Here is a 26,188-nt window from a genome sequence, read left to right as displayed (position 1 = left end):
AGGGCCGTGACGACGATGACAGAAGCGTCCGTACGCGAGTTCAAGATGCCGGACGTGGGCGAGGGCCTCACCGAGGCCGAGATCCTCAAGTGGTACGTCCAGGTCGGCGACACCGTCACCGACGGCCAGGTCGTCTGCGAGGTGGAGACGGCGAAGGCGGCGGTGGAACTGCCCATTCCGTACGACGGGGTGGTGCGCGAACTCCGCTTCCCGGAGGGGACGACGGTGGACGTGGGGACGTCCATCATCGCGGTGGACGTGTCCGGGGGCGCGGCTCCCGAGGAGACCCCGGCCGCTCCCGTACAGGAGGAGGCGAAGCCCGCGGCGCCGGCCCGCACACCGGTCCTGGTGGGCTACGGCGTCTCCACGGCCGCCACGAAGCGCCGCCCCCGCAAGGGCGCGGAGATCCCGGCCCAGGAGGCGTCGGCGGCGGTCCAGGCGGAGCTGAACGGTCACGCGCCAGAAGCGGTGGTGGCATCCCGCCCCCTCGCCAAGCCGCCGGTGCGCAAGCTGGCGAAGGACCTGGGCGTCGACCTGGCGACGGTGACCCCGTCGGGCCCGGACGGCGTCATCACCCGCGAGGACGTGCACGCGGCGGTGGCTCCGGCCCCGGTGCGGGCGCCTGAGCGAGTCACGCCTCCGGCGCTTTCCCTGCCTGTCGCGGACGCGACCCGCGAGACCCGCATCCCGGTCAAGGGCGTCCGCAAGGCGACGGCGGCGGCGATGGTCGGTTCGGCGTTCACGGCACCGCATGTCACGGAGTTCGTGACGGTGGACGTGACGCGGACGATGAAGCTGGTCGAGGAGCTGAAGCAGGACAAGGAGTTGCAGGGCCTACGGGTCAACCCGCTCCTGCTGATCGCGAAGGCCCTCCTCGTGGCCATCAAGCGCAACCCGGACATCAACGCGTCCTGGGACGAGGCCGCCCAGGAGATCGTCCTCAAGCACTACGTCAACCTCGGCATCGCGGCGGCGACCCCGCGCGGCCTGATCGTGCCGAACATCAAGGACGCCCACGCGAAGACACTGCCGCAACTGGCGGAGTCGCTGGGCGAGTTGGTGTCGACGGCGAGGGACGGCAAGACGTCCCCGGGGGCGATGCAGGGCGGCACGGTCACCATCACCAACGTCGGCGTCTTCGGCATCGACACCGGCACACCGATCCTCAACCCGGGCGAGTCCGCGATCCTCGCGGTCGGCACGATCAAGCTCCAACCCTGGGTCCACAAGGGCAAGGTGAAGCCCCGTCAGGTGACGACGTTGGCGTTGTCCTTCGATCACCGGTTGGTGGACGGGGAGTTGGGATCGAAGGTGCTGGCGGATGTGGCGGCGATTCTTGAGCAGCCGAAGCGGTTGATCACCTGGGCCTGACGTCCGCCCATTCGGTAGCCTTGGACGTCTGGAGGGGACGGCCGCAACTTGGATTTGCGACCGCCCCCTCCGCTGCTCCGAAGTGTTCAGGCCAGTCTCAGGACCGGTTGAGCACGTACACCGGCGCCCCGTCCTCCGCGCCGCCGCGCGAGCGGATGCAGGCGTGCTGGCGCAGCAGACGGAGACACTCGTTGACGCGGCGTACGGTCAGCCCCGTACGCGACGCGATCGATTCGAGCGGCTCACGCAGCTCCCCCTCCTCGACCAGAACCGGGGCGATCACCACGGCCACCGTCCACACGTCCTCCGTCACGGACAGCCGTTCCCGCCAGTCGGCCAGCACGGACTCCGTCGTGGGCTGAAGGGCGGCGACGACGGCTGCGGTCCGGTCGAGCGTCAGGACGTCGAGCCGGTCCGCGATACGTCCCATGGCCTGGGCGACGGCTTCCTGCGCGGCGAGCGTCGCACGCTGTGCGGCAAGCATCTCCCTTTGCAGCGTGAGCGATTCGCGCTGTGCGGCCGCAAGCTCCCCGTCCACCTGAAGGTTGTGTGCCTCCAGCCGGACGATGGCCTCGGCGACCTGCTCCGGCATGGCGTACGCGATGGGGGCGCCGGGGTCTGCGGGCTGTACCTCGGCCTCTTCGAGGGTGTACGAGCCTTCGCGCTGGATGGTCTCGATCACTTCGACGGCCCACTGTTTGAAGGGCGCGGCGGAGGACTTCGTGCAGGCGTTGACGAGGAAGAGCAGCCCCTGAAGATTGATGAGATTCATGTCTCGGCGCCACTCCCGACCTGCGGGAACGCTGAGACCGTAACCATTCGTTACGGTCTCAAGAGTTTCTCGGGACCCCTCGGGGACATGGTCGGAGAGAGCCTTCCTGGCATTGGAGTGTCCCAACTCCTTGCAGACATCCACCGCAGGGAACCAGTGAGTCCCGTCCGGCATGGTCAGCCTCCGGACGCGGGCCCCGGTAGCCGCGTAGACGAAGTCGTTGACGTCGATCGCCTCGTGCCGTTCGGCAGAGTCGGGTCGTTTGCTGGGTTCGTTCATGTGAACCACCTCCGCCGGGGAACGTAAGACGGAGGCAAGTGAATATGCCAACTGGTACAAGGATGTTCATGATTACGGGGGAAGATCATCCGAATCCACTGCACGGGACCGCCGAAGCGTGTAGGGCGTCAACTCATCGGCCCGCTGGGTTACTTCGCGGCGCTGCCCGATGGGAGCCCGTAGTCGGCGCGCGGCACGGTCAGCCGGTCGGCGACGAGGGCGAGCCAGCCGCTCGGTGAGTACGGCGTTGGTGGGTCGACCTCCATGCCCAACTCGGCGACGGCGAGGGCGTAGTCGGACTCGTCGATGTCCAGGGCGAGCAGTTCGTGCAGCTCGCCGGTGAGTCGGGCGACGAGCTGCGGGTCGGTCGAGGTCCGGTAGTCGTCGATCGCCGCATCGTGGTCGTCGAACTCGTCCGGCATGTCCTGGGAGAACCAGCCGCCGAGGAACTGGCCGAGTTCCGGGAAGCGGGCGTGCCATTCCCAGTGGGTGGCGGGGGTTGCCGGGGGCGGGACCTCGCCCTCCTCGACGCTGTGTTTGATGTGGTCGGCGAGGCAGTACAGCCATTGCTGGATCTCGCCCTCGGGGAGCCCGACGTCCGGGATGGCGTAGAACTCGCCGAGCCGCAGGCGGAGTCGGCCCGGCGGAGTGTCGGCGTACTCCCGTAGCTGCCGCTCCGCGACGGCCAGGGCCCACGGTCGGCTGTGCCAGGTGTGGCGCAGGTACGCGACCAGCGCCTCGCTCGGCTTGTCCGGGGTGTCGTCCGCCGGCTCCCCGGCGTAGGCGCGGATCACCTGGTCCAACTCGCCGTAGCGGCGGTCGTGTTCGAGGGGGCTCAAGGGCACGGGATCAGCCTCTACGGGTCGTCGTCACAGGTACATCGGAAACGTGGCGTGGACTGCGAAGCCGTGCGGCCGGGACTCGTCCCGCTTCAGGATCACCCGGGCCGCGCGTACGTCGACGGGGTCTCGCCCGGCCAGCAGCATCGCCTGGAGCAGGACCCGGCCGACCGGTTCGGGGCGGGAGGGCCAGGATGCCTCGATCGTCAGGCGGGGGCGGGTGGACTGGGCGAGCCAGCGGTGGATGGCCTGCTCGTTGGCGGTGACGGTCTGTTGGGTGGCCCACTGGGCGGTTTCGCGGTCGGGGTAGGTGGCGGTGCGGGTGCGCATGGTGGACCGATCCTCTCGCGCTCTACTGGGGTTCCCACAAGGACGGGTGGGCCTCACTCATGTGCTCGACGCAGAGCCGCGCAAAGAGGGGAAAGAAGTCGACGAAGTCCTCGGTGCCCGAACCTCCGCTCATCGCGGCCTCGCTGAAGAACCGGTCCAGTTGCTCCTCGGTGTGGAAAAGGGCCATTGCCTGATAGCACTCGGAGACCACACTCGGCAGGTGCCACGGACAGCGCGGGTGGGTCTCGTCGATGTACATGCGGATACCGTCATCGGACGTGGCGTCGTGCATGTCATCGCTGATGGCCACGCCGTCCTGGCCGAAATAGATGGGCAGGATCTGGCTGAGGCGAGGAAAGCGCAGGCTCAATTCCCAGATGTCCATGGGAGTTTCCTCCCAGGTGCGCCAGTCGGAGTTCCAGTTCTCCAGGTGCTCGGCGATCTCCCGCAGGGCCGCGGGTGTACGTGATTCGGTCCTCGTCTGCGGGATTCTGCTGAGAGCGCTGTGGGAACCGTCGGGGAAGGCCTCGAAAAGTTCTGCCGCAACACGTAGTTCGGCCGCGATTTCCCGCAGTGTGCGACCGCCGTCCAATTCCGCGTTCTTCATCCCGCGAATCAGCGGGAAGAGTTTCTTCTGCCACTCGGCTGAATCGTCTGGAATCCGACGGCTCCAGCCGTCGTAGGGTTCCAACAGCTTACGGGCACCCGTGAGATTCCAGTAGCCGACGGATTCCTGGTGTGTCATGCAGGGCATCCTACTTCTTCACGTTCCTCGGCATCGAGGTCACGACTGTGAAAGGGGGGTCGAGGTTCGGGTCGTAGAGAAGACGAGTCTCGACCCCGTCGACGTAATTGGCCTTCGAAGCCGGGAATTCGTCGGTCTTGATTTCTTCCTTGCCGATGCTCCGACCGCTGTGCCCATAAGGGGTCTCGGGGACTGTGATCTCCAGTCGACCCCCCTTGTTGGGATGGTCCGCGATCCATTTCTTGATTTCGTCCGTGTTCTTGTCGATGTTGAACTGAGTCATCTTCTGTGCTGATTCCAGGTCCTTGAAGGACGACGCTTCGGCGACCCTCGGCTGCCCGTAGGGCCATTCGGTCCCCGGCCGGGGCGGTTTCTTCAGCTCGTCACGCAGACGTTGGGCCAACTGGTCGTCCGTCAGGCCGACATGCTTTGAGACGGTGTGGGAATTCTCCAGCCACTCCGTGGACGCCAGGTCGACTTTGTAGACCCCGTTGTCCGCGTCGCCGGGTGTGGACCACACATGGCCAGGTTTGAATTCGGTCAGGGAGCGCGCCCCGAACGCCTCGGCGCGGGCTTCCTCGGCCTCGTACGTCGGAGCGCTCATGGCGGCTTCGGTCAGTTCGGGAAGCAGTTTACGGAGGCGATCGGCGCCGTCGTGGAACGCCTTGTGATAGGTCTCGACGGCTGCGTCGCACCCTCCCTTGTCCATGTGCGACCGGAACTTCAGGACGATCTCGGCGAAAGTGGCGTAGGCACTCAGCTTGGTGAACTCGTCCCAGGAGAAGCCGTCCGGGACCATGTCGTTGACGGTCGCCTTCGTGGCCTCCAAGGCCAGGCGCTCGGTCGTCTTCCGGCATTTCTCGGCGGCGTCCGCGACATCGTGGAAGATCTGCCTCATGTCGTCACCGGTCTTCTTGAGGACCTCGATGACGGGGCGCCGGTCGGCGGGCGCCGTACCGGGATTGGTACGCCAGTCACGGCCGCCGGTCTGGGACGGCGGTATGGCGTTGTTGTCGCCGTCCCGTCGGCCGCCCCACGCGGTGGTGCCCCAGATCGACTGGCAGAAGGCGTTCATCGCGCTCTGCCAGTCGTTGTTGCCGCTGTCCGTCAGATACTCGATGTCCTGGGTGAAGCTGTCGGCCGATGACTGTGCCGCTCTGCCGGCCGCTTCCCATGCGTTGCCGATGCTGCGGAGGTTGTCCGTCTCGGCGCCGGGAGTGATCTCGTGGGTTCTGCCGAGTCGCAGCCCTTCCTCGATCGCCGGTTTGATCAAGTCGGCCAGAAAATCAGGGAAGTTGCCGATGGCCGCCACGAAGGGGATGTCCGAACCGTCGCCGGTGCCGGTCCACTTGATGGAGGCGACGGGTCCGTACGAGACGTTGCCGACGCCGATCGGAGGATCCCGGCGGGGTGGTGGTCCGTAGATGCCCCGGGAGTGCCAGTCGGCCGCCATGTAGTTGTTCGCCGTGTTGGTCAGCCCGAGTGAGACGCCGCCGATACTGGCCACGCACGCCGCCCACGTCTTCAGGAACTCCTTGGCCACGTCGTCGTAGGCACCGGCGAAGTCGTCGGGGCCACTGCCGTTCCCGGCCGCCTGTCGATGGTCGGCGTCCTGTACGAGTCGGCCGGCCGTCTTGTGGAAGGTGAACTGCTCGTCGCGGATCACCGTGGACGTGTAGTAGACGTGCCCCGGTTTGATGTCGAAGCCGCTCCCGCTGTCGGGCGCCGGCTGTTTCGACTGGTCGCGTTCCCACGCTCGGCGAGCGTCCGAAGGGCGGCCGTCGGATTCGGTGGCCTTCGGGGGCGGCGGCTCGTAGTGGGGATCCGGAGAGGTGCCGGGGCTCGGTTCGGGCTGGGAGGCACCGGGTTCGGGAGCCGGTTGGGTGTCACCGGCGGCGGGGCTGGTGGACGGACTCGGCTGAGGCGAGGGCGTTGCCATCAGGCGGCTCCCCAGCCGCGCAGCACCGCCCGGTGTGCCGCCGCGTAGTTGGCGTGACCGGTGGTGACATACGCGTGCAGCCACTTCTGCGCTGCCTGCAGATCCTGCGCCGACCGGTCCCACTCGTCGAGCTTCTGGACGAAGACCTCGCGGGCCTCGCCCTTCCACGACAGGACGACCGGTTCGGCCCGGTCGTAGAGGTCGTCGAGCTTGCCGTTGAGCTGCTTGAGGATGCCCTCCAGCTCCGCGGTGAGGTCGTGGAGCGTGGCGAAGGAGACGGCTATGCGGTCGTTGTCGGCGGAAGCCCCGGTCGACATGATCCCCCTGGATTTCGGTCGGCAACTACGGCTGGGCGATGGGCACTTGAGGGCTCGCGTGCGGAAGGATCAGAAGGAGTCGAGGCTGCTGCGGGGCGTCGGCGTCGGCGTATCTCCCGTGGCCTCGGCATTGGGCGTGGACAGCCTGTCGACCTCGCTGCCGATGTCGACCTGGATCGTCCGCATGTGTTCCAGCACCTCGATGTCGTTCGAGGAGAAGCCGTCGCGGCTCATCCGCACGGCCTGTTCCAACAGCTTCATCACTTCGCGGATGCGTACGGCGTCTTCGGTCGCCGCGCGGTGGAACTCGCGGTACGCCGTCGCCGCCGGGCCGCGCCAGCCGGCCTCGACGCGGTCGACGATCGCGTCCATCCGCTTGACCTGCTTGTCGAGGTGGTCCTGCATGTCGTCGAGGTCGCCGGCGAGTTTGGTGAGGTCCTTGGACGACACATGCAGGTCAGGGTTGCCACCCTGGCCCGCGCCGGTTCCGGGTACTGCCATGCCGTATCTCCGCCCCCGTCGCGTCGACATCACACGTCACTTGCTGTTGCAATAATCCTACGGTTCGCAGTGACCTTGAAGCGAGGCGGCCAGGGGCGCCGTACTGCCCGTCGTGGAGCCTCTGACGGCAACGGCGGTGCCGCCGAGGGACGTCTCCACGCCGCCGCCGTACGCCAAAGGGACCCGCCGCTGGCATGCGGCAGGTCCCTCGGTTATGGACAAGCAAGCTGACTGGGCGTCAGCCGATCGTCGCGAAGCCGTAGTTGAGCAGCTTCGTCGCGTCCGTCGAGCGCTGGGCGACCGAGGACGACGCGAGGACCGTGCCGATGACCGTCTTGCCGTTGCGGGTGGCGGCGAAGACGAGGCAGTACTTGGCCTCGGGGCCGGAGCCGGTCTTCACACCGATCGTGCCGCTGTAGCTGCTGAGCAGGGTGTTCGTGTTGGTCCAGGCAGCCATCGTGCGGGTGCTGCCGGTCTTCGTGATCGTCTTCGCCTTGTACGACTTGGTCTTGACGACCGTCTTGAACGTGGCGTTCTTCATCACGTTGCTGGCGAGCTTCGTCAGGTCGCGCGGCGTCGAGTAGTTGTTGCCGTTGCCGATGCCGTCGAACGAGTCGAACTTCGTGTTCGTCAGGCCGAGCGACTTCGCCGTCGAGTTCATCTTCGCGATGAACGACTTCACGCGCGCGGCCCGGGTCGAGCCCGTGCCGAACTTGTCGGCCAGCGCGTACGCCGCGTCGCAGCCGGACGGGAGCATGAGCCCGTACAGCAGCTGGCGGACGGTGACCTTGTCGCCGACGATCAGGTGGGCGGAGGAGGCGGTGTTGGCGACGATGTAGTCGCTGTACGCCTTGGCGATGGTGACCTTGGCGTCGAGGTTGAGGTTCGACTGGGAGAGCACGACCTTCGCGGTCATGATCTTCGTGGTGGAGCCCGTCGACCGCTTGGTGTCCGCGGCCTTCGTGTAGAGCGACTTGCCGGTGGCGTTGTTCATCACAAAACCGCCCGCGGCCACGATCGTCGGCTTCGTGACGGCCTGCGCGGGTGCCGCGGTCAGGGCGCCGGTCGCGAGCACGGCGCCTGCGGTCACGGTGACCGCGGCGGCTCTGCGGAAGCGGCTGCCCTTGATGCCGGTAATGGCAGTAATCAACTGAGGTACCCCGAATACGTTGAATGCCCCTGAGGAACGGCCCAGTTGGAGGGGGGAAAGAGAGGGCCGCACGTGTGTGACACGTAAGTAGCACAGAAGGTTGTGCGGTTGCTGGGCCGGGTTCCCCGAATGTGTGAAACGCCCCCGAGAACCGGCCGCGGAAACTACGGAAACTCACGTCGTACACGCATCCCCGTAGACGCAACCCCGGCGCCCCTTGGTTCCCTCCGATTCCCCGTAATCCCCCTCGGTTCCCGTCCGCATCCTGGACGCCCGTCCTCATGCGTACGTGTTGTATCTATGCTGTCCTCATGCCGTCCCCGTCCCCCGCTCCGTCCCTCGCCGCCACCGATTCCGCCCCTCCCGCCGTCAAGCAGCCCCCCGCCGCCGACCGCGTCTACACCCACGTCAAACAAGGTGTCCTGGACCGGCGTTACGAAGGCGGAACCCTGCTCACCGAGGGCGAGTTGGCCGAGGCCGTCGGAGTGTCACGGACACCCGTGCGCGAGGCGCTGCTGCGCCTGGAGGTCGAGGGGCTGATCAGGCTCTACCCGAAGAAGGGCGCCCTGGTCCTGCCCGTCTCCTCGCAGGAGATCGCGGACGTGGTGGAGACCCGGATGCTGGTCGAGCAGCACGCGGTCCGCAAGGTCGTACCGGCGTCACCGACCCTCATCGCCCGGCTCGAAGAACTCCTCGACCGGCAGAGGGAACAGGCCGCCGCGGGCGACCTGGCCGGCGCCGCCGTCACCGACCGCTGCTTCCACGCCGAGATCGTCCGCAGCGGCGGCAACGAGATCCTCTCCCGGCTCTACGACCAACTCCGCGACCGGCAGCTGCGGATGGGCGTCGCCATCATGCACTCGCACCCCGACCGCATCGCCAAGACGCTCACCGAGCACGCGGCGATCCTCGACGCGCTGCGCACCGGCGACGCCGAGGCGGCCGCCGGGATCGTGCACCAGCACGTCGACTGGTTCTCCCACCTGGCCCGGGGCGAGGTCCGATGAGCAGCAGCAGTAGCAGTCCTGGTAGCAGTTCTGGCCTCTCCCTCCCCGGTGATCCGCCCGGGGGCCGCCGCGCCCTCGCCGTGTGGGGCATCGGCGTCTCCGTCTACTTCGTCGCCGTCATCTTCCGTACGTCCCTCGGTGTCGCCGGCCTCGACGCGGCGGAGCGGTTCCACGTCAACGCCTCGGCCCTGTCGACGTTCTCGATCCTCCAACTGCTGGTCTACGCGGGCATGCAGATACCCGTCGGCCTCCTCGTCGACAGCCTCGGCACCAAGAAGGTGCTGACCATCGGGGTGGTTCTCTTCACCGCCGGCCAACTCGGCTTCGCCTTCTCGCCCTCCTACGGCACCGCCCTCGCCTCCCGCGCGCTGCTCGGCTGCGGTGACGCGATGACGTTCATCAGCGTGCTGCGGCTCGGCACCCGCTGGTTCCCGGCGCGACGCGGCCCGATGGTCGCCCAGCTCGCGGGCCTCGCGGGAATGGCCGGAAATCTCGTCTCCACCCTGGTGATCGCCCGCCTGCTGCACGGCATCGGCTGGACGGCCGCCTTCGCGGGCAGCGCGCTCGCGGGGGTCGTGGTCCTCGTCCTGCTCCTTCTGTTCCTGAAGGACCACCCGGAGGGCCACGAACCGGCCCCCTTCCCGCACCGCGGCGCGGCCTACGTCCGCCGTCAGATCGCCGCCTCCTGGCGCGAACCGGGCACCCGCCTCGGCCTCTGGGTGCACTTCACCACCCAGTTCCCCGCGATGGTCTTCCTGCTCCTGTGGGGCCTGCCGTTCCTGGTCCAGGCCCAGGGCCTGTCCCGCGCCACCGCCGGTGAACTCCTCACCCTCGTCGTCCTGTCCAACATGCTGGTCGGCCTGATCTACGGCCAGATCGTCGCCCGGCACCACACCGCGCGGCTGCCGCTGGCGCTCGGCACGGTCGGCGCCACGGCGCTGGCGTGGGCGGTCACCCTCCTCTACCCCGGTGACCACGCGCCGATGTGGCTGCTGATCGTGCTGTGCACAGTGCTCGGCTCCTGCGGGCCCGCCTCGATGCTCGGCTTCGACTTCGCCCGCCCGGCCAACCCGCCGGAGCGCCAGGGCACCGCCTCCGGGATCACCAACATGGGTGGTTTCGTGGCCTCGATGACGACCCTGTTCCTGGTCGGCGTGCTCCTCGACGCGACCGGCGACAACTACTCGATCGCCTTCTCGGTGATCTTCGTCCTCCAGGCGGTCGGCGTCAGCCAGATCCTCCGGCTGCGGAGCCGGGCGGCCCGCCGCGAGAGCGAACACCTCGTGGCGAGCCGGGTGGAGACGGTCCACGTGCCGGCGTGACCCCGTGACCGTGTGACCTCGTGCCGGCGCGAACCCGCCCTTTCTCACACCGCTCTCCTACGGCTTTCTTACGTCGGCACGACGGGCACCAGCGTGAGGTAGGCGAGCCCCAACACGCCCCGGTAGCTCATCCATTGGGCCCGGTGCCGGTCGAGGCGCTCGCGCGTCTCGGCGGCCAGCGGATGGTCACCGTGCCCGGCGAGCCACACCTCCGCGTCCGCCTGGTACGCCGACTCGAACTCCTCCCACTCGTCCGCGTTCGCCGTCTCGGTCCACTCGGGACGGAACCCGGCCGCCACCGCGTGATCGACGAGCGTCCCAAGGTCGTAGTACTCATCGGCACGCGCCTCCGGCCACATGCCGGCCAACTCGGCCGTCGTGGGCGGGCGTTGCCAGAACCCCTCACCGAGCACCACCCGTCCCCCGTCGGCGACGAGCCGCCGCAACTCCCGCAGGGCTTCGACGGTGTGCCGGGGAGGCTCCTCGGCACTGAGGGCCTGGCTCGCGCCCAGACACAGCACGAGATCGGCCGGCCCGCGCCCCGTCCCCACCGCCGACTCCTCGACGAACTCGACCCGCTCCGCGAGCCCCCGCGCCTCGGCATCGAGCCGCCCACGCTCCAGATCCCGCGCGTTCACATCGACCCCGACACCCCGCGCTTCCGGTACGGCGGTCAGGACCCGGAGCATCAACTCGCCCCAGCCGCAGCCGATGTCGAGCACCGTGCGCGGCCCTGCACCGGCCAGTCGCCGCACGATCCCGGCGGCACGCGCCTCGGAGAGCGGGCTGTGGAAGGCGAGCCGGGTGAGCCGGGGAGGCCCGTCTCCGGGCTCGGCGTTGTCAGCGGTCTCGGTCTTCTCGGTTTTGGACGTCACGTCAGACATGCCGCGGAGGCTAGCGACAGACGCTCGGCCGGCGACAACGAATTTCCGCGCTGCCGCTGCTACTTGGTGATGGTGAAGTTCCGCAGTATCGAAGCCGACAGCTCCGGATCGCCGTCCGCCTTGACCTTGTCCGACACCGAGTCGACGGTGACCCGCCCGCAGGCCAGCCGGACGTACGTCTCCCAGTCGAGGATCAGGGTCGCGGCCGGACCGAGCGCGGGGGCCGTCTCCAGGGTGCCGCGGCCCTGGATGTCGACGCGGATCGTACGGAGGAACTCGATCGGACCGTGCACGTCGAAGACGACCGCCGAACTGCGCGGTGCGCCCGAGTCGTCGGCGACGACCTTCGGGAGCGCGGCGAGGAGCACGTCACGGGCGATGTGCGCGCCGGGCGAGTCCAGGTTGCCGGGGCGGCCGAGGGCGGCGCGCAGGTCCTGCTCGTGCACCCACACGTTGAACGCGTGGTTCCGCATCGACTCTTCGAGGGTGACCTCGGTGCTGACGTGGCCGCGCACCTTCGTGCCGGGGTCGCGCGACTCGTTCCGCAGCTGTCGGTTGCGGCGGATGATCGTGTACTCCAGCTCCGACGTCATCTCCGGCGCCGTGTGGTGGCGGCGTACGTCGACCTGCATCTCCATGTACCGCTGGTGCTCGTTGGTGACGTGGTAGAGGTCGCGCGGGAGGGTGTGGATGGGGCGCGGGTCGCCGAGCATCTCGTTGTCCAGCCCGATGACATGGGAGACCACGTCACGCACCGACCAGCCCGGGCACGGCGTTCGCCGGTTCCACTCTCCCTCCACGAGCGGGGTGACCAGCTCGGATATCGCGTCGATGGAGTGGGTCCAGGCGTCGGCGTAGGGCTGGAGAGTGGGATGCAGACTCACGGAACGGGACCCCTCGGCGGTCGGTACAGGTCGGGTGGCGGGCGGCGTTGCCAGCGGGAGGTGGCTGTCGGCGGGTGTCTTAAAACGCTAAGTTACGCTGCTGTGAGGCACCCCGGCAGTGCTTTCGTGTGACGATCGTAGGCCCGTGTGAACGGCTCGAATGCCAGGACGGTGGTACTGTGCGCGCCTCTCTCCTTCAAATCGCCGTAGAAGAGGGCGAATCGGTCGAATCTCGCCGGGTTCGGGTGGCGTCCCTCGTCCGCGACCAGACCGGTGCCGATCTCGTCGTCCTGCCGGAGCTGTGGACGACGGGTGCGTTCGCCTACGAGCGGTTCGCCGAGGAGGCGGAGCCTCTGGAAGGCCCGACCTACGAGGCGATGGCCAAGGCGGCGAGCGACGCGGGCGTGTGGCTGCACGCGGGCTCGATCCCTGAGCGGACTGCGTCTGACGGCGGCTCCGCCGCGGAGGACGGCCCCCTCTACAACACGTCCCTCGTCTTCTCCCCCTCCGGTGAACTGGCCGCCGCCTACCGCAAGATCCACCGCTTCGGCTTCGACAAGGGCGAGGCCGTGCTGATGGGCGCGGGCAGCGAGTTGGTGACGGTCCGTCTGCCCGAGACGGTCATCGGTCTTGCCACCTGTTACGACCTCCGTTTCCCCGAACTCTTCCGCGGCCTCGTCGACGCCGGCGCCGAGACCCTCGTCCTCCCCGCGGGCTGGCCCGAACGCCGCCGCTCCCACTGGACCCTCCTCGCCCAGGCCCGGGCGGTCGAGAACCAGTCCTTCGTCCTCGCATGTGGAACGGCCGGTACGCACGCCGGAGTTCCCCAGGCCGGTCACTCGATCGTGGTCGACCCCTGGGGCGAGGTCCTCGCGGAGGCGGGCGCGGGCGAGGAGATCCTGACGGTGGACTTCGACCCGGCGAAGGTGGCGGTGACCCGGGAGCAGTTCCCGGCGCTGAAGGACCGGGTGCTGGGGCTGGAGCGTCCGCGGCGCACGCAGTGAGCGGCAGAACCGGGCGGACCCTGGCCGCACTTGGACGCGCCTTCCTGGCCTTCGACCGCGCCTTCGGCGGAGCGAACCCCCCACCCGCACCCCAGGCGTTCGCCGCCCGCCACCCGGCGGGCTGCGCCACGGCCGCCGCGCTGCTCGTCGCGATACCGGTCGGCCTGGCCTTCGCGCCGTTCCGGGCGGTCCTCGTCGGCACGTGCGCGTGGTTGCTGTCCTGGGCGTCGCTGCGCCTCGAACGCCGCCGCCAGGCCCACTACACCCGCATCGGCTACGACACCGCACCCCGCGACTCCTGGTCGACGGCCCGTCCCCGGGCCGTACTCACCACCATGCTCGTCGCGTGGGGCCCCGTGACGGTGTTCGTCTGGCTCGTGGGCAGGACGGACGACGCCCCTCCCGGCTGGACGGCCAGCGCGGTTTTCGGCGCGTTGGCCATCCTGGGCGGCTACTTCGGGGACCGCCTGCAGGAGCGCCGCCGGGCCCGCGCTCGGGCCCGTACGGCCGCCGACCAGGACGTGGGCTAGTCCTCCCGCTCCTTCTCCGCCAGGTGGATCACGCACACCGCCACCGCGATCAGCAGCGCCGCGTCCGCGTCCTCCCGGACGATGTCGACGCCGTAGGTCTCCCGGATGTGCAGCCAGCGCCGGGAGATCTGCGCGAGCAGCTCGCCGTCGTAGTCGACGCCGAACTCGCGGTCGAGGATCTTGCCGCTGACGTCGAGTTCGGTGCCGTCGACCAGGGACACCTTGTAGTGGTTGCGCAGCAGGGAGAACCGCTTGTGTCTGATGGTCGCCAGGGGCTCACCGTCCCGTTCGATGACCATCGTGTCGCGCAGGGCGAGCATCTTCTTGTGGATGTCGATGAGCACGCGCCCGTGCGTGTCCTTCAGCTCGAAGGTGTCCCGGATGCGCATGGCCTTGCCGTCGACCAGGAACACCTTGTTGCCGTTCTGGTCCTCGATCCAGTAATCCTCACCAAAGCCGAGGATCCGATCGCGTACGAGGAATCTCATGACATTACGGCTTCCCCGGCAACCGGTCCGAAACGCCGCCGATAGGCCGACGGGCTCAATCCGGTCTCCTTCCGCAGCCGTACCCGCAGGTTCGCCCCGGTCCCCAGACCGCACCTCGCGGCGACCACGTCCAGCCGTTCCTCCCCGCGCTCGATCAGCCGGCACGCCAGCGCCACCCGCTCCCCGGTCAGCCACGCCAGCGGCGTCGTCCCGAGCTGCGAACGGAAGCGCCGGTGCAGGGTCGCGGGGGAGACGGCGGCGCGGGCGGCCAGCTCGGCCACCGTCAGCGGTTCGCCCAACCGCCCCTGCGCCCACGCGAGCAGCGGCGCGAGCGACTCGTCGGGCACATCGGGCAACGGCCGCTCCACGAACTGCCGTTGCCCGCCGTCCCGATGGGCCGCGAAAACGAGCCTCCTGGACACAGCGTTGGCGATCTCGGCGCCATGGTCCCGCCGCATGACATGCAGCCCGAGGTCGAGCGCGGCGGCGCTCCCGGAGGCGGTGAGGATGTCCCCGTCGTCCACGAAGAGGACGTCCGGTTCGAGCCGCACGCGCGGGTGCAGGGCGCGGAAACGGTCGGCCCACATCCAGTGCGTGGTCGCCCGGCGCCCATCCAGCAGCCCCGCCTCCGCGAGCGCGAAGCTCCCGGTACACAGGCTCATGACACGCGCCCCGCGCGCGTGGGTGCGCCGGATGGCGTCGAGCACGGCGGCCCCGCGCGGTACGACGTTGTCGGGCCGACCCGGCACGACCAGGGTGTCCGCCGTATCCACCCCATCCAAACCGTGCGCCCCGGTGAGGGTGAAGAACCCGTGGTTCATCCGCACCTCACGCGCGGGCGTGCACACCAGCACCTCGTACAGCGGCCCGGGCAGGCCGAGTTCGGGCCGGGGCAACCCGAACAGCTCGGTGGCGACACCGACCTCGAAGGGATTGGTGCCCTCGTCGACGATCACGGCGACACGGTGGGGCCGCGACGGAGGACGCTGAGGCTGAGAGGATCCTTGCGGCATGTGCGATTCCTAGCACTCGTACGGCGGCCCGACCACCCCCGACGATGACTGGCATGACCACCACGGAACCCATCTCCCTCCCCGCCGCCCTCGCCTCCTTCAGCGACCGGTGGAGCCCCCGCATCGTCACCACCGTCAACGACTACGACGTCCGCGTCGCCAAGGTCGAGGGCGAACACCTCTGGCACACCCACGACCACACCGACGAGTTCTTCCTGGTCCTGGACGGCGAACTGCACATCGCCCTACGGGAGTCGGCGGGCTCGGGTTCGGGCGAGCGCACAGTCGTCCTCCCCAAGGGCTCCGTCTTCACGGTCCCCCGCGGCACGGAACACAAGCCGTACGCCCCGGTCCCGTCGGAGATCCTCGTCCTCGAACCGACCGGCACGCTCACGGTCGGCGACCAGCATGAGGAGATCCCGGCCCACGTGGACGCGACGACGGGTCACACCTTGAACTGACCCTTCATTGCGGTGAGTAGGGCGTTCAGGGCGGTGGGGGTGGGTGAGAGGAGGGTGGCGGGCTCGTCGCTCTCGCGGAGGTGGAGCGTGGTGAGGGCGGCGGCTATCTCCAGGCAGTTGGTGTCATCGTCTCCTCCTGAGAACGACGATTTCTGCCAGCGGAGAGTCTGAGACACGGCATACCTTTCACAGTTGCTGAGCGATACGGCGGATGAAGTCGAGGGACGCCTCCGGCGGGAGGGCGGCACCTTCGACTCGTTCAAGGCGGGCTCGGTAGCGGTTCAGTTGGGCGGGGGCATCGATGAACTCGGCGCCGTGCGTTGTGTCGATCTGCGCGGTGTCCAGTCGAGGGACCACCCCGCCAACGTACTGCAGAGGAAATCCCGCACCAGCGAAGCCGTCGGCCACGAACGGAATGACGCAAATCGTCACGTTCGCCTGCTCGGATGCTTGGAGAAGGTGCTCCAACTGGGCGCGGGTGACTTTGGGTCCGCCGACGCGCATTCGTAGCGCGGCCTCGTGGATGATCACGTCATACGGCGTTCCGGTCTTGAGTACCTGCTGGCGTCGTATCCGGAAAGCGATGCGAGCCTCGCGGTCGTCCTCGGGAAGATGCGGCTGCGCAAATACCGAGGCGCTGCGCACATGGTCCTCGGTCTGCAGGATCCCCGGAATGTGTACAACCTCGAAGGTGCGGACGTACGACGCGTGGTGCTCCAACTCGGCGAGATCCAGAGCCTGGAGAGGCACCACGCCCCGGAATTCCTCCCACCAGCCCTTGTCCCGCTCGTTGGCCATGTCGACCAGTGCGTCGATGACCCGGGCGTCATCGCAGGCGTAGTGCTCGGCGAGCCTTCGCAGCCGCTCCTCGCTGATGCCGTGCTTCCCCGACTCGATGTTGCTGATCTGCGCCTGGTTGGTCCCCAGCCAGGCCGCGACGTCACGGGATACCAGCCCCGCCGCCTCGCGCAACCTGCGCAACTCCGCGCCAAGGCGTACCTGACGTGCGGTGGGGATGACCCTCGGCGGCATGACATCTCCTCAGTTCCACTGACCCGGTTGCGGCGTTGCAAATATACCGAGTACCTTCGTGACGTACTCACGGAGGGTGCCCGCATGGTCACCCATCCGCAACTCCCGCACGCCCACAGCTCGTTGGAAGCGCCACCCCGACCGTCGACACCGGGGCGCCGGACAGCAACGAGCCCGGGATCACGCAAACCCCCATCACCTCAACGGAGTTGATGCCCCATGCCCTCATACACCCTCATCTGCCCACCCCTCGACACCTCCCCCCACATCGCCCGCGACTTCGTCGCCACTGTCCTGTGCACGCTGGAGCTGGACCGCGCCCTGGTCGACGACGCGATCCTCTGCACCTCGGAACTCGTCACCAACGCCTGTGTCCACGCGAAGGGCGGTGACGGCACGGTGCTGTGGCTGGCGGTGGAGGAGGACCGTTTGCGGGTCGTGGTGTACGACGGGGACGAAAACCCGCCGGTGATAAGGGAGTTGACGGCTGAACCGGATGAGCGAGGCGGTGGCCGGGGGCTGTACCTGGTGGACGCCCTCACCGAAGGCTGCTGGGGGCACGGTCCGGACATTCCGTACGGCGGGCAACCGCACCCGGAGGGCAAGGGAGTGTGGTTCGACCTGCCCGCAGACCCGCCTGTACGACGGCCAGCGGCACCATGACCGACCAGCCAGACCACTCACAGCCTCCCGACCGCCGACGCCGACAACTCGGAACAGCAGCCGTCATCCCGCCGGCCAGCACCATGCACCGCCGAGGCACGTCGGGGGCGATCGGCGCAACGCCCCCACCCCCCTGATCACCCGCCCCTAGGATGGCGCGCATGGCAATCGAAGGTGCGCAGACGACCCCGGACGTCGTGGAGGACGTGTTCGAAGGACACGCCACGGACATCGAGGTCGAGGACTCCGGCGGGGACACCGAGCGGATCCAACGGCCGTGGAACCCCGACCAGATCAGGGTGAACACCAGCCAGTTCTCCCTGCGCAACATCCTCGACCAGATCGACGAGGGCTCTATCGAACTCGCTCCGGACTTCCAGCGGTTGCAGGTCTGGCGCGCTGACCAGAAGTCTCTGCTGGTCGAGTCCCTGCTGCTGCAGATCCCGCTACCGGCGTTCTACTTCGCCGAGGACGTGGACGGATCGTTCCGGGTCGTCGACGGCCTTCAGCGGCTGTCCACGCTGCACGCGTTCGTCCGGGGCGGAGAGGCGGACGGCTTCGCCCTCGGGAAGCTGGAGCACCTGGACGACCTGAAGGACCTGCGCTTCAGTGATCTCCCTGTGCCGTTCCAGCGGCGGATCAATAACACCCAGCTGATCGTCAACGTAATCGACCCGACGACACCGCGCGGGGTCACGTACGAGATCTTCAAGCGGATCAACACCGGCGGAACCCCGCTCAACGGCCAGGAGATCCGGCACTGCATGAGCAGTCGGCGCAGCCGGGACACCCTGCACCGGATGACCCACACGGATGCCTTCGCCAAGGCCACCGGAGGTCGGCTCACCAACCACATCCGGATGAACGACCGTGAGATGGCGCTGCGGTTCGCCGCCTTCTGGCTGAAGGGGGGGGGTCTCGGCGTACCACGAGCGGCCGGTGATGGAGATGTTCCTGATGGACACCACGGAGATGCTGGACGATCCGACGAGGGTTCCGGACGGGAGGGTGGTCGAGTTGGAGGCCGCCTTCGAGCGGGCGATGTCCCACGCCCGCCTTGTCTTCGGCGAGCACGCCTTCCGCAAGTGGCCGGAGGGGGACGACTATCGCCGCCCGATCAACCGTGCCCTGTTCGAGAGCTGGTCCATGGCCCTGGCCGACTCCGACCACACGACCGCTGACCTGCGCGCGCGCCGCGACGCGATCGTGAAGGCCGCCCGCGAGCGGATGACCGTCGACGTCGACTACATCAACGCGATCACCTCCTCCACCGCCGACCGCAACCGGGTCGACTACCGCTTCAAGGCCGCTGTCGCGGACGCGGGAGCCGGCCGGTGATCACTTCCCTGGAGATCCGGGGCTTCAAGCGGTTCGAGTCGGAGTCGTTCGAACTGCGCCCGCTGACCGTCCTCACCGGCGTCAACGGCGGTGGCAAGAGCACCGTGATCCAGTCCCTGCTGCTGGCCCGGCTGGCGGCCCTGTCGGGTACCGGTACGACGGGTGGCACGGTCCGGCTGAACGGGCCGCTGGGCCTGGCCCTCGGTGAGGCCCGCGACGTACTGAACTGGAAGGCCGACGCGCGGGAGATCACCGTAAAACTGGGCGGTGCGGGCGGTGAGTCCTGGGTGTACGGCTTTGGCCTGCCCGACGCCGAACAGGCTCTGCACCTCGACGTACGGCGACTGCCGGTGGCGCACGTTCCCGGTATCGGGCCGAGCGTCGCGGACCCTGCTTTCACCTACGTGTGCGCCGAGCGCCTCGGCCCACGCGACACACTGTCGGTGTCGGCCGAGGAACCCGACCGGATCGGCGTGGGGGTACGGGGCGAGTTCACGGCACAGGTGCTGGCGCTGCGTGAGTCACGCGCGGTCGGCACCCGCACGGAGGTCCGGGGGGCGCTGCATCATCCGGAAGCTGCCGGTAAGCAGCTGAGGGTCCAGGCCGAGGCATGGGCCTCGGAGATCATCCGCCCGCTGCGCATCACCGCCCGCCTGGCCGCAGGCATCATGGCCGGGACGATCCGCTTCGGCGAGACGGGTCTCAGCGGCGAGGAGATCCGCCCCGCCAACACCGGCTTCGGCGTCTCCTACGCCCTGCCGATCATCGTCGCCGGACTGCTCACCGAGCCGGGTGATCTGCTGATCGTGGAGAATCCGGAGGCCCATCTGCATCCGGCGGGACAGTCCCGGCTGGGCCGTTTTCTCGCGCAAGTGGCGGGCAGCGGCGTGCAGGTGCTCGTGGAGACGCATAGCGACCACGTCCTCAATGGCGCCCGCCTCGCGGTCGCGCAGGACGGCTCGCTCCCCGCGAAGGACATGGTCACGCACTACTTCGACCACGACCGAACCCTGCCCATCGCCATCAACGACAAGGGCGAGCTCAGCCACTGGCCGAGCGGCTTCTTCGACCAGATCGAGACCGACTTGGGGAGGCTTGCCCGTGCCCGGCGCGACAGGTGATGCCACGGCCGAGGACGACTACCGCGTCGTTGTCGGCGAGGAGTGCTTCGACTGGCGGGAGCTGACGGACTCGGATCTCCAGGACGCCCTCGACCTGCTCGCGGAGTTATTGGAGCCGCTGGCGGACGGGCGCACGGCGGCTCTCATGGAACCCGCGTACGAAGCCGAATGCCGTCCGTCCCTCGCCCTGTTCGACGTCCTCTACTCACCGGACGGCGGACTGCCCCGCGACAAGCGGGTCCGACTGCAGAAGCTGCTGGGCAAGTGCAGGCGCGTGGAACCCGACGAGGCGGATCTGCCCCAGCCGGTCCGCGTGGCCGACGGCCCCTGGCGCGAGCCCTCCTGGGGCACGGCACACGCCCTGGCCAGGGCGGCGGAAGGCCGCGCCATGTCCTGCCTGCTCGCTCCCTACGCCAAGGAACCCGACTGGCCGTCCGGGTGGCTCACCGTCACAAGGACCACGGAGACGGGCCACGACGAGGTGAAGGCGCACGTCCTGCGGACACCGGAGGACGCCCCGGGCTTCTGGCGAGGTCTGCTCACCCGTGAGCCCGTCCCGGCCGCCCACTTCCTCACCTTCACCGGGGACGCGTTCCCCCGGCTGCTCTTCGCCGACTCCCTGAACCTGCATCACTTCAAGGGCTCCTACGCCGAGGTCCTGCCCTGGCTGGTCAAGCTCCTCGGTGCGCTCAACGACCACTTCACCCAGACACTGGCCGACTGCGGCGGCGACCTGAGCCAGGTCATCCGCAGGTTTGACACGATGGATCTGGAGATCTCCCCCGAGAGCGCCAACACGAAGAAGAACGCCAAGGCGTGGGAGCAACGCAACGTTGACCACGGCGGCGGCACCTACCGGTGCGACTGGCACGGCAAACGCCTCTACGACCGCGACCGCGTGCACTTCTCCCTGCCGATCCCCGAGCGGGACGGCCGGATACTCGTCGGGATCTTCGTGGGACATCTCGCGACGTGACCGCCCGGCGAGGTGACTGTCAGTGGCGAGTGGCACTCTTGATCCATGACCGATGCATCCCCCGCCCCGACTCCCCGCCGAGCCCGTGTCCGCGCCCCCCAGCTGACCGGCAAGGGCGGCTGGCTGAACACGGGTGACAAGCGGTACACCCTCGCCGACCTGCGGGGACGCATCGTCATCCTGGATTTCTGGACCTTCTGCTGCATCAACTGCCTGCACGTCCTGGACGAACTCCGTGAGCTGGAGGAGAAGCACCGGGACACGGTCGTGATCATCGGCGTGCACTCGCCGAAGTTCGTGCACGAGGCCGAGCACCAGGCGGTCGTGGACGCGGTCGAGCGGTACGGCGTGGAGCATCCGGTGCTGGACGACCCGGAGTTGGCGACCTGGAAGCAGTACGCCGTCCGCGCCTGGCCGACGCTCGTCGTCATCGACCCGGAGGGGTACGTCGTCGCGCAGCACGCGGGCGAGGGGCACGCGCACGCCATCGAGCGGCTGGTGGAGGAGTTGGAGACCGAGCATGCCGCGAAGGGCTCCCTCCGGCGCGGGGACGGCCCGTACGTGGCACCGGAACCCGAGCCGACGGTGCTGCGCTTCCCGGGCAAGGCACTGGCCCTGCCGTCCGGCACCTTCCTGGTCAGCGACACCACCCGGCATCAACTCGTCGAGCTGGCGGCGGACGGGGAGACCGTCGTACGGCGGATCGGTTCCGGCGCGCGCGGCCTGCACGACGGTTCGGCCGACTCCGCCACCTTCAACGAACCCCAGGGGCTCGCCCTCCTCGACGACGGCTCCGTGGTCGTCGCCGACACCGTGAACCACGCGCTACGACGGCTCGACCTCACCACCGGCGCCGTCACCACCCTCGCGGGCACCGGCCGCCAGTGGATGCAGGGCGAGCCCACCTCGGGTCCCGCCCGCGAGGTCAGCCTCTCGTCCCCCTGGGACGTGGCCTGGTGGCAGGGCAAGGTGTGGATCGCCATGGCGGGTGTACATCAGCTCTGGGCCTACGACCCCGCCGCGGACCCGACTAACCCCGCCCACCCCGCCCACCCCACCGTCGCCGTCACCGCCGGCACCACCAACGAAGGCCTCGTCGACGGACCCGGACCCGAGGCCTGGTTCGCCCAGCCCTCCGGACTCGCCGCGACCGCCGACCGGCTGTGGGTGGCCGACTCCGAGACGTCCGCCCTGCGCTGGGTGGACCTCGACGGGGCTGTCCACACCGCCGTCGGCACCGGCCTCTTCGACTTCGGGCATCGTGACGGATCCGCCGAACAGGCGCTGCTCCAGCACCCGTTGGGCGTCACCGCGCTCCCGGACGGCTCGGTCGCGATCAGCGACACGTACAACCACGCCCTGCGCCGCTACGACCCCGCGACCGGCGAAGTCACCACGCTGGCCACGGACTTGAGGGAGCCGAGCGACGCCGTGCTCGTCGGCCACGACATCCTGGTCGTCGAGTCCGCCCGGCACCGGCTGACCCGGCTGCGCCTGCCGGAGGAGGCCGTGCGGGTCGAGTCCGTCGCTCATCGCACCCAGCGCGCGGCCACCGAAGTCGCCCCCGGCGAGCTGGAGTTGGACGTCATCTTCCAGGCCCCGGCCGGGCAGAAGCTCGACACCCTCCCCCACGCTCGAACAGACTCGCGCGGGGGGACCCCCATCGGCCCCTCGACCCGGCTGCTCGTCTCCGCCACCCCGCCCGAGCTGCTCGTCGGCGGTGAGGGCGCGGGCACGGACCTGAACCGCACCCTGGCCCTCAACCCGGCCGTGGCGGAAGGCGTGTTGCACGTCTCCGCGATGGCCGCCTCCTGCGACGACGACCCATCCAACGAGTACCCCGCCTGCCATGTCCACCAGCAGGACTGGGGCGTCCCGGTCCGCCTCACCAACGGCGGGGCGGACCGACTCCCCCTCGTGCTGGCCGGCCTGGACGAGCGAGGCGACGGGGCCGACCAGGACGCCTGAAACGGGGGACCACAAAGACACCCGGCAGGGTCAGCGGCGACGCGCCCGCGGTGCCAGCTTGTACAGCGCCATCCCCGCCGCGACCAGTGTCGTCGCCGCCACCATCATCGCCATGCTGTTCATCCACAGGCCCGTCGCGGCCAGCGTGGCCCCACCGGCGCCGGTCGTGCCGGCGCCGACAACTCTTCCGTACATAAACGTTTCTCCTAAAGGGTTCCGATACAGCGTTCCGGTGCGTGAGGGGTGGGCTAGGTCGCCACCCACTTCTCCTCGCTCCGGCGGGCCAGGCCCCACAGGGAGGTGAAGTAGACGGCGTGCTGGAAGAGGTCGTAGAGCATCTCGGGGATCATCAGCGCGGCGACCAGCACCGCGACGGGTCCGGCGCGGCGGACGGAGACGGTTTTCTCGACGACGAAGATCAGGCCGATCGCGGTCCAGAACGGGGAGACGCCCGGGAAGCCGTAGACCGTCGTGTAGGTGGCCATGAAGGTCAGGTAGACGAGGAAGGACAGGGCGCCGAAGCCCATCAGGAACTGCTGGAGGAAGTAGCGGGCGGTGACCTTGGTCCAGCCGTAGTCGCGGAGGTTCTCCAGGGCGCCGCGCTGCCAGCGGAGGCGTTGGTGCCAGAGTTTGGGGAGGCTGGTCATGACCTCGGTGGTGACCGCGCAGCCCGCCGGTGACATCGCGCGGTAGCCGAGGGTCTTGACCGCCTTGGTCATCTCGTCGTCCTCGGTGAGGGAGGCGAGGCTGTAGTAGCCGTCGCCGCCGCCGATGAGACCGTCGTGGCGGGCCTGACGCACCTCGCGCAGGACGCGGGCGCGGAACATCGTGCCGGTGCCGGTGAGGACCTGGGCCTTGCCGCCGGTGCGGTTCAACTCCCAGGCGTAGCGCTGGAACTCCATGCGCTGGAGGAGACCGAGGAGTCCGCCGCCCGGTTCGCCGTAGAAGACTCCGCCGACGGCGCCGACCTTGCGGTTGAAGGTGGCCATTGCGGTCTCGCTGAACCACGGGTTGAGGACGGTGTCCGCGTCCTGGACGAGCAGCAGATCGCGTTCGTCGAGGTGGGGCAGGACCCAGTCGATGGCCTGGTTGAGGGCGCCGGCCTTTTTGTGCGAGTTGCCCTGCGTGGCGAAGACTTCCGCTCCGTGCGAGGCGGCTACGGCGGCCGTGTCGTCGGTGCAGTTGTCGGTGACGACGACGATCAGGTCGGGCTTGCGGGTCTGGCGCCACAGGCCCTCGATCGCGGCGCCGATGCGGTCCGCTTCGTCGTGCGCCGGTATCAGGACCACCAGCCGTGGTTCGAGCACGGCAGCGGCCTCCCCCGTGAAGATCGTGAGACGGGCCCGGGGCTGCCTCTCCCCGGGCCCTCAACTGCACGAAGTCTTCACGAGGTTCACACAAGCCACAATGCGCACCGCGTCACGGATTGCTCACGGTTGGCTGTGTATGTCCTGTGCGGGTGATTCGGCCCGAGTGTGGACTACGCCCGAGTATCCACCGCCGAAGGATTCGGTCAGGCGGGGTTCAGGCGCCGTAGCCACCGCGGTAGCCGCGCGTCTCGTCGTCCTCGACGACGGTCGTCTGGCCCGGTATCAGCACGCGTCGGCGCCGGGCCATGCTGCTGAACGTCACGACCCCGATCAGCCCGACGATCATGAGAATGACGCCGACCAGGTCGAGATTGACCCCCTGCATGTGCCAGTCGGTCGCGAACGTGAGGATCGCGCCGACGGCAATCAGGATGATGCATCCGCCCAGGCCCATGAGTGTCGCCTCCCTGTCCGGTCCGGTCGGCCCGGTCCGCCTCCGGGTACCCGGGAAGGCAACACCCATGCGCCACAGGCGAGTTGACTAACCCTCCAGGAACGCCGTCAGCGCGTTGGCCAGCAGGAACGGGTCCTGGTCGCCGCAGAGTTCGCGGGCGCTGTGCATCGAGAGGATGGCCACGCCGATGTCGACGGTCTTGATGCCGTGCCGGGCCGCGGTGATCGGGCCGATCGTCGTGCCGCAGGGCATGGAGTTGTTGGAGACGAAGGTCTGGAACGGCACGCCGGCCTTCTCGCAGGCCGCGGCGAACACCGCGCGGCCCGAACCGTCCGTGGCATAGCGGTTGTTGACGTTGACCTTGAGGATCGGTCCGCCGTTGACCCGCGGGTGGTGCGTCGGGTCGTGCCGCTCCGCGTAGTTCGGGTGCACCGCGTGACCGGTGTCGGAGGACAGGCAGACGGTGCCGGCGAAGGCCCGCGCCCGGTCCTCGTACGAGCCGCCGCGCGCGAACACCGAGCGCTCCAGGACTCCGCCGAGCAGCGGTCCGTCCGCGCCCGTGTCGGACTGCGAGCCGTTCTCCTCGTGGTCGAAACCGGCGAGCACGGGGAGGTACGGCAGGTTCTCGCGGGCGGCGGCGGAGGCGAGCGCGGCGGCGCCGGCGTGCAGCGACAGCAGGTTGTCCATGCGCGGAGCGGCGACCAGCTCCTGGTCACGGCCCAGGTAGGCCGGTGCCTCCACAGAGTGCGTCATCAGGTCCCAGCCGGTGACCTCGCCCGGCGCGAGCCCCGACTCCTCCTCCAGGAAGGCGATCAGGTCGCCGTCGCGGACGTCGTCGCCCAGGCCCCAGATCGGCTGGAGGTGCCGCTGCTTGTCGAGCTTGAGCCCGTCCGCCGACACGGAACGGTCCAGGTGGATGGCGAGTTGGGGCACTCTGAGCAGCGGCCGGTCCACGTTCACCAGGCGGGTCGAACCGTCCCGCAGGGTCAGCCGGCCGGCCAGACCGAGATCCCGGTCGAGCCAGGAGTTGAGCAGCGGGCCGCCGTAGATCTCGACGGCGACCTGGCGCCAGCCGTGTCCGCCGGTGTCGGGACGCGGCTTGACCCGCAGGTTCGGGGAGTCGGTGTGCGCGCCGACGATGCGGAAGGGGGTGTGGGGGGCCGCACCTTCGGGGACGAACCAGGCCACGATCGCGCCACCGCGCAGCACGTACTTGCCGCCACTCGTCCCGTCCCAGGCGTCCGTCTCGGCGACCTGCCTGAAGCCCGCCTTCTCCAGCCGCTCGGCGGTGTTCGCCACGGCGTGGTACGGCGTGGGACTCGCCGCCAGGAAGGACAACAGGTCGTCGGTGTGGCCGCGGTCGAAGCGGGAGGGTTCGCTCATGGGGTTCACCTTAACGACGTACGAGGGCCCGCTCCCGGCGCCGGGAGCGGGCCCTCGCAAGGGCGATGTGGGGTTTCGCGAAGCTGTTCCGGTCTGTCCCGGAACGT

Annotated in this window: 30 protein-coding genes; 12 read left to right on the top strand and 18 right to left on the bottom strand. The window is 68.8% G+C overall.

Annotation, left to right across the window (positions count from 1 at the left end; all coding sequences use genetic code 11):
* The first annotated feature begins 6 nt into the window (after nt 1–6).
* A complete protein-coding gene (locus tag OG194_RS23135; protein WP_327402738.1) occupies nt 7–1,371 on the top strand; it encodes a dihydrolipoamide acetyltransferase family protein in 1,365 nt (454 codons plus the stop codon).
* 97 nt (nt 1,372–1,468) lie between these two features.
* On the opposite strand, the gene OG194_RS23130 is transcribed toward OG194_RS23135, so the two are convergent.
* The 8 genes from OG194_RS23130 to OG194_RS23095 form a co-directional block, all read right to left on the bottom strand.
* Complete coding sequence (locus OG194_RS23130) at nt 1,469–2,422, bottom strand: BRO-N domain-containing protein (protein ID WP_327402737.1); 954 nt, start codon at nt 2,420–2,422, stop codon at nt 1,469–1,471.
* 149 nt (nt 2,423–2,571) lie between these two features.
* Nucleotides 2,572–3,267 carry a contact-dependent growth inhibition system immunity protein gene (locus OG194_RS23125; RefSeq protein ID WP_327402736.1) on the bottom strand — a complete coding sequence of 232 codons (696 nt, stop codon included), beginning with the start codon at nt 3,265–3,267 and terminating at the stop codon, nt 2,572–2,574.
* Nucleotides 3,268–3,291: 24 nt separating this feature from the next.
* Nucleotides 3,292–3,591 (bottom strand): RNase A-like domain-containing protein, encoded by a 300-nt coding sequence (locus tag OG194_RS23120; protein WP_327402735.1) that lies wholly within the window; start codon nt 3,589–3,591, stop codon nt 3,292–3,294.
* Between the two features lie 22 nt (nt 3,592–3,613).
* A complete protein-coding gene (locus tag OG194_RS23115) occupies nt 3,614–4,336 on the bottom strand; it encodes a hypothetical protein (protein WP_327402734.1) in 723 nt (240 codons plus the stop codon).
* A gap of 10 nt (nt 4,337–4,346) precedes the next feature.
* Nucleotides 4,347–6,275: an RNase A-like domain-containing protein gene (locus tag OG194_RS23110; protein ID WP_327402733.1), complete on the bottom strand. Its 1,929-nt coding sequence runs from the start codon at nt 6,273–6,275 to the stop codon at nt 4,347–4,349.
* Nucleotides 6,275–6,592 (bottom strand): WXG100 family type VII secretion target, encoded by a 318-nt coding sequence (locus tag OG194_RS23105; protein ID WP_327402732.1) that lies wholly within the window; start codon nt 6,590–6,592, stop codon nt 6,275–6,277. The genes OG194_RS23110 and OG194_RS23105 overlap by 1 nt, the downstream gene beginning before the upstream one ends.
* Nucleotides 6,593–6,661: 69 nt before the next feature.
* Nucleotides 6,662–7,093: a WXG100 family type VII secretion target gene (locus tag OG194_RS23100; protein ID WP_327402731.1), complete on the bottom strand. Its 432-nt coding sequence runs from the start codon at nt 7,091–7,093 to the stop codon at nt 6,662–6,664.
* A gap of 238 nt (nt 7,094–7,331) precedes the next feature.
* The gene (locus OG194_RS23095; RefSeq protein WP_327402730.1) at nt 7,332–8,243 is read right to left on the bottom strand and encodes a D-alanyl-D-alanine carboxypeptidase family protein; all 912 of its coding nucleotides are present in this window, start codon (nt 8,241–8,243) and stop codon (nt 7,332–7,334) included.
* A 311-nt stretch (nt 8,244–8,554) separates the two neighbouring features.
* Here OG194_RS23095 and OG194_RS23090 point away from each other — a divergent pair, with 311 nt between their 5' ends.
* Nucleotides 8,555–9,250 (top strand): GntR family transcriptional regulator, encoded by a 696-nt coding sequence (locus OG194_RS23090; RefSeq protein WP_327402729.1) that lies wholly within the window; start codon nt 8,555–8,557, stop codon nt 9,248–9,250.
* Complete coding sequence (locus OG194_RS23085; protein WP_327402728.1) at nt 9,247–10,572, top strand: MFS transporter; 1,326 nt, start codon at nt 9,247–9,249, stop codon at nt 10,570–10,572. The genes OG194_RS23090 and OG194_RS23085 overlap by 4 nt, the downstream gene beginning before the upstream one ends.
* Before the next feature lie 68 nt (nt 10,573–10,640).
* Here OG194_RS23085 and OG194_RS23080 read toward each other — a convergent pair whose 3' ends face one another.
* Nucleotides 10,641–11,456: an SAM-dependent methyltransferase gene (locus OG194_RS23080; RefSeq protein WP_327402727.1), complete on the bottom strand. Its 816-nt coding sequence runs from the start codon at nt 11,454–11,456 to the stop codon at nt 10,641–10,643.
* A 59-nt stretch (nt 11,457–11,515) separates the two neighbouring features.
* Nucleotides 11,516–12,340 (bottom strand): maleylpyruvate isomerase family mycothiol-dependent enzyme, encoded by an 825-nt coding sequence (locus tag OG194_RS23075; protein WP_327402726.1) that lies wholly within the window; start codon nt 12,338–12,340, stop codon nt 11,516–11,518.
* 179 nt (nt 12,341–12,519) lie between these two features.
* On the opposite strand from OG194_RS23075, the gene OG194_RS23070 reads away from it, so the two are divergent.
* Entirely contained in the window at nt 12,520–13,344 is an 825-nt protein-coding gene (locus OG194_RS23070; RefSeq protein ID WP_327402725.1) for a carbon-nitrogen family hydrolase, read from the top strand.
* Nucleotides 13,341–13,874, top strand: coding sequence for a hypothetical protein (locus OG194_RS23065; RefSeq protein ID WP_327402724.1), 534 nt, complete (start codon nt 13,341–13,343; stop codon nt 13,872–13,874). The genes OG194_RS23070 and OG194_RS23065 overlap by 4 nt, the downstream gene beginning before the upstream one ends.
* Here OG194_RS23065 and OG194_RS23060 read toward each other — a convergent pair.
* Together OG194_RS23060 and OG194_RS23055 are read right to left on the bottom strand one after the other, a co-directional pair.
* Nucleotides 13,871–14,362 (bottom strand): LURP-one-related/scramblase family protein, encoded by a 492-nt coding sequence (locus tag OG194_RS23060; protein WP_327402723.1) that lies wholly within the window; start codon nt 14,360–14,362, stop codon nt 13,871–13,873. The two genes, OG194_RS23065 and OG194_RS23060, sit on opposite strands and share 4 nt — an antisense overlap.
* A complete protein-coding gene (locus tag OG194_RS23055; protein ID WP_327402722.1) occupies nt 14,359–15,375 on the bottom strand; it encodes a GlxA family transcriptional regulator in 1,017 nt (338 codons plus the stop codon). The genes OG194_RS23060 and OG194_RS23055 overlap by 4 nt, the downstream gene beginning before the upstream one ends.
* A 53-nt stretch (nt 15,376–15,428) precedes the next feature.
* Between OG194_RS23055 and OG194_RS23050 the strand changes: the two genes are divergently transcribed.
* Nucleotides 15,429–15,836 carry a cupin domain-containing protein gene (locus tag OG194_RS23050; RefSeq protein ID WP_327402721.1) on the top strand — a complete coding sequence of 136 codons (408 nt, stop codon included), beginning with the start codon at nt 15,429–15,431 and terminating at the stop codon, nt 15,834–15,836.
* Here the strand turns inward: OG194_RS23050 and OG194_RS23045 are convergent.
* Together OG194_RS23045 and OG194_RS23040 are read right to left on the bottom strand one after the other, a co-directional pair.
* Nucleotides 15,821–16,012, bottom strand: coding sequence for a DUF397 domain-containing protein (locus tag OG194_RS23045; RefSeq protein ID WP_327402720.1), 192 nt, complete (start codon nt 16,010–16,012; stop codon nt 15,821–15,823). The two genes, OG194_RS23050 and OG194_RS23045, sit on opposite strands and share 16 nt — an antisense overlap.
* Nucleotides 16,013–16,022: 10 nt before the next feature.
* Entirely contained in the window at nt 16,023–16,868 is an 846-nt protein-coding gene (locus OG194_RS23040; RefSeq protein ID WP_327402719.1) for a helix-turn-helix domain-containing protein, read from the bottom strand.
* Nucleotides 16,869–17,087: 219 nt separating this feature from the next.
* On the opposite strand from OG194_RS23040, the gene OG194_RS23035 reads away from it, so the two are divergent.
* The 6 genes from OG194_RS23035 (at nt 17,088) to OG194_RS23010 (ending at nt 22,934) form a co-directional block, all read left to right on the top strand.
* On the top strand, nt 17,088–17,531 hold the full coding sequence (locus OG194_RS23035) for an ATP-binding protein (protein WP_327402718.1): 444 nt from the start codon (nt 17,088–17,090) through the stop codon (nt 17,529–17,531).
* A gap of 161 nt (nt 17,532–17,692) precedes the next feature.
* Nucleotides 17,693–18,712 (top strand): DUF262 domain-containing protein, encoded by a 1,020-nt coding sequence (locus OG194_RS23030; RefSeq protein ID WP_327402717.1) that lies wholly within the window; start codon nt 17,693–17,695, stop codon nt 18,710–18,712.
* Nucleotides 18,678–18,869, top strand: coding sequence for a hypothetical protein (locus tag OG194_RS23025; protein ID WP_327402716.1), 192 nt, complete (start codon nt 18,678–18,680; stop codon nt 18,867–18,869). Before OG194_RS23030 ends, OG194_RS23025 begins: the two co-directional genes overlap by 35 nt.
* Nucleotides 18,866–19,990 carry an AAA family ATPase gene (locus tag OG194_RS23020; protein ID WP_327402715.1) on the top strand — a complete coding sequence of 375 codons (1,125 nt, stop codon included), beginning with the start codon at nt 18,866–18,868 and terminating at the stop codon, nt 19,988–19,990. Before OG194_RS23025 ends, OG194_RS23020 begins: the two co-directional genes overlap by 4 nt.
* Complete coding sequence (locus OG194_RS23015; protein WP_327402714.1) at nt 19,971–20,966, top strand: hypothetical protein; 996 nt, start codon at nt 19,971–19,973, stop codon at nt 20,964–20,966. Before OG194_RS23020 ends, OG194_RS23015 begins: the two co-directional genes overlap by 20 nt.
* Before the next feature lie 45 nt (nt 20,967–21,011).
* Nucleotides 21,012–22,934 (top strand): NHL domain-containing thioredoxin family protein, encoded by a 1,923-nt coding sequence (locus OG194_RS23010; protein WP_327402713.1) that lies wholly within the window; start codon nt 21,012–21,014, stop codon nt 22,932–22,934.
* 30 nt (nt 22,935–22,964) lie between these two features.
* Here OG194_RS23010 and OG194_RS23005 read toward each other — a convergent pair whose 3' ends face one another.
* The 4 genes from OG194_RS23005 to OG194_RS22990 form a co-directional block, all read right to left on the bottom strand.
* Nucleotides 22,965–23,129 carry a hypothetical protein gene (locus OG194_RS23005; protein WP_199811102.1) on the bottom strand — a complete coding sequence of 55 codons (165 nt, stop codon included), beginning with the start codon at nt 23,127–23,129 and terminating at the stop codon, nt 22,965–22,967.
* 53 nt (nt 23,130–23,182) lie between these two features.
* Entirely contained in the window at nt 23,183–24,241 is a 1,059-nt protein-coding gene (locus OG194_RS23000; protein WP_327402712.1) for a glycosyltransferase, read from the bottom strand.
* 217 nt (nt 24,242–24,458) lie between these two features.
* Complete coding sequence (locus tag OG194_RS22995) at nt 24,459–24,698, bottom strand: DUF6458 family protein (protein WP_327402711.1); 240 nt, start codon at nt 24,696–24,698, stop codon at nt 24,459–24,461.
* Nucleotides 24,699–24,785: 87 nt separating this feature from the next.
* Nucleotides 24,786–26,081 carry a M18 family aminopeptidase gene (locus tag OG194_RS22990; protein ID WP_327402710.1) on the bottom strand — a complete coding sequence of 432 codons (1,296 nt, stop codon included), beginning with the start codon at nt 26,079–26,081 and terminating at the stop codon, nt 24,786–24,788.
* Between the last annotated feature and the right edge of the window lie 107 nt (nt 26,082–26,188).

Origin of the sequence: Streptomyces sp. NBC_01288, assembly GCF_035982055.1 — a bacterium.
Taxonomy (GTDB): Bacteria; Actinomycetota; Actinomycetes; order Streptomycetales; family Streptomycetaceae; genus Streptomyces.
Note: the sequence above shows the minus strand (reverse complement) of the source record. Positions and strands in the feature narration are given on the sequence as shown.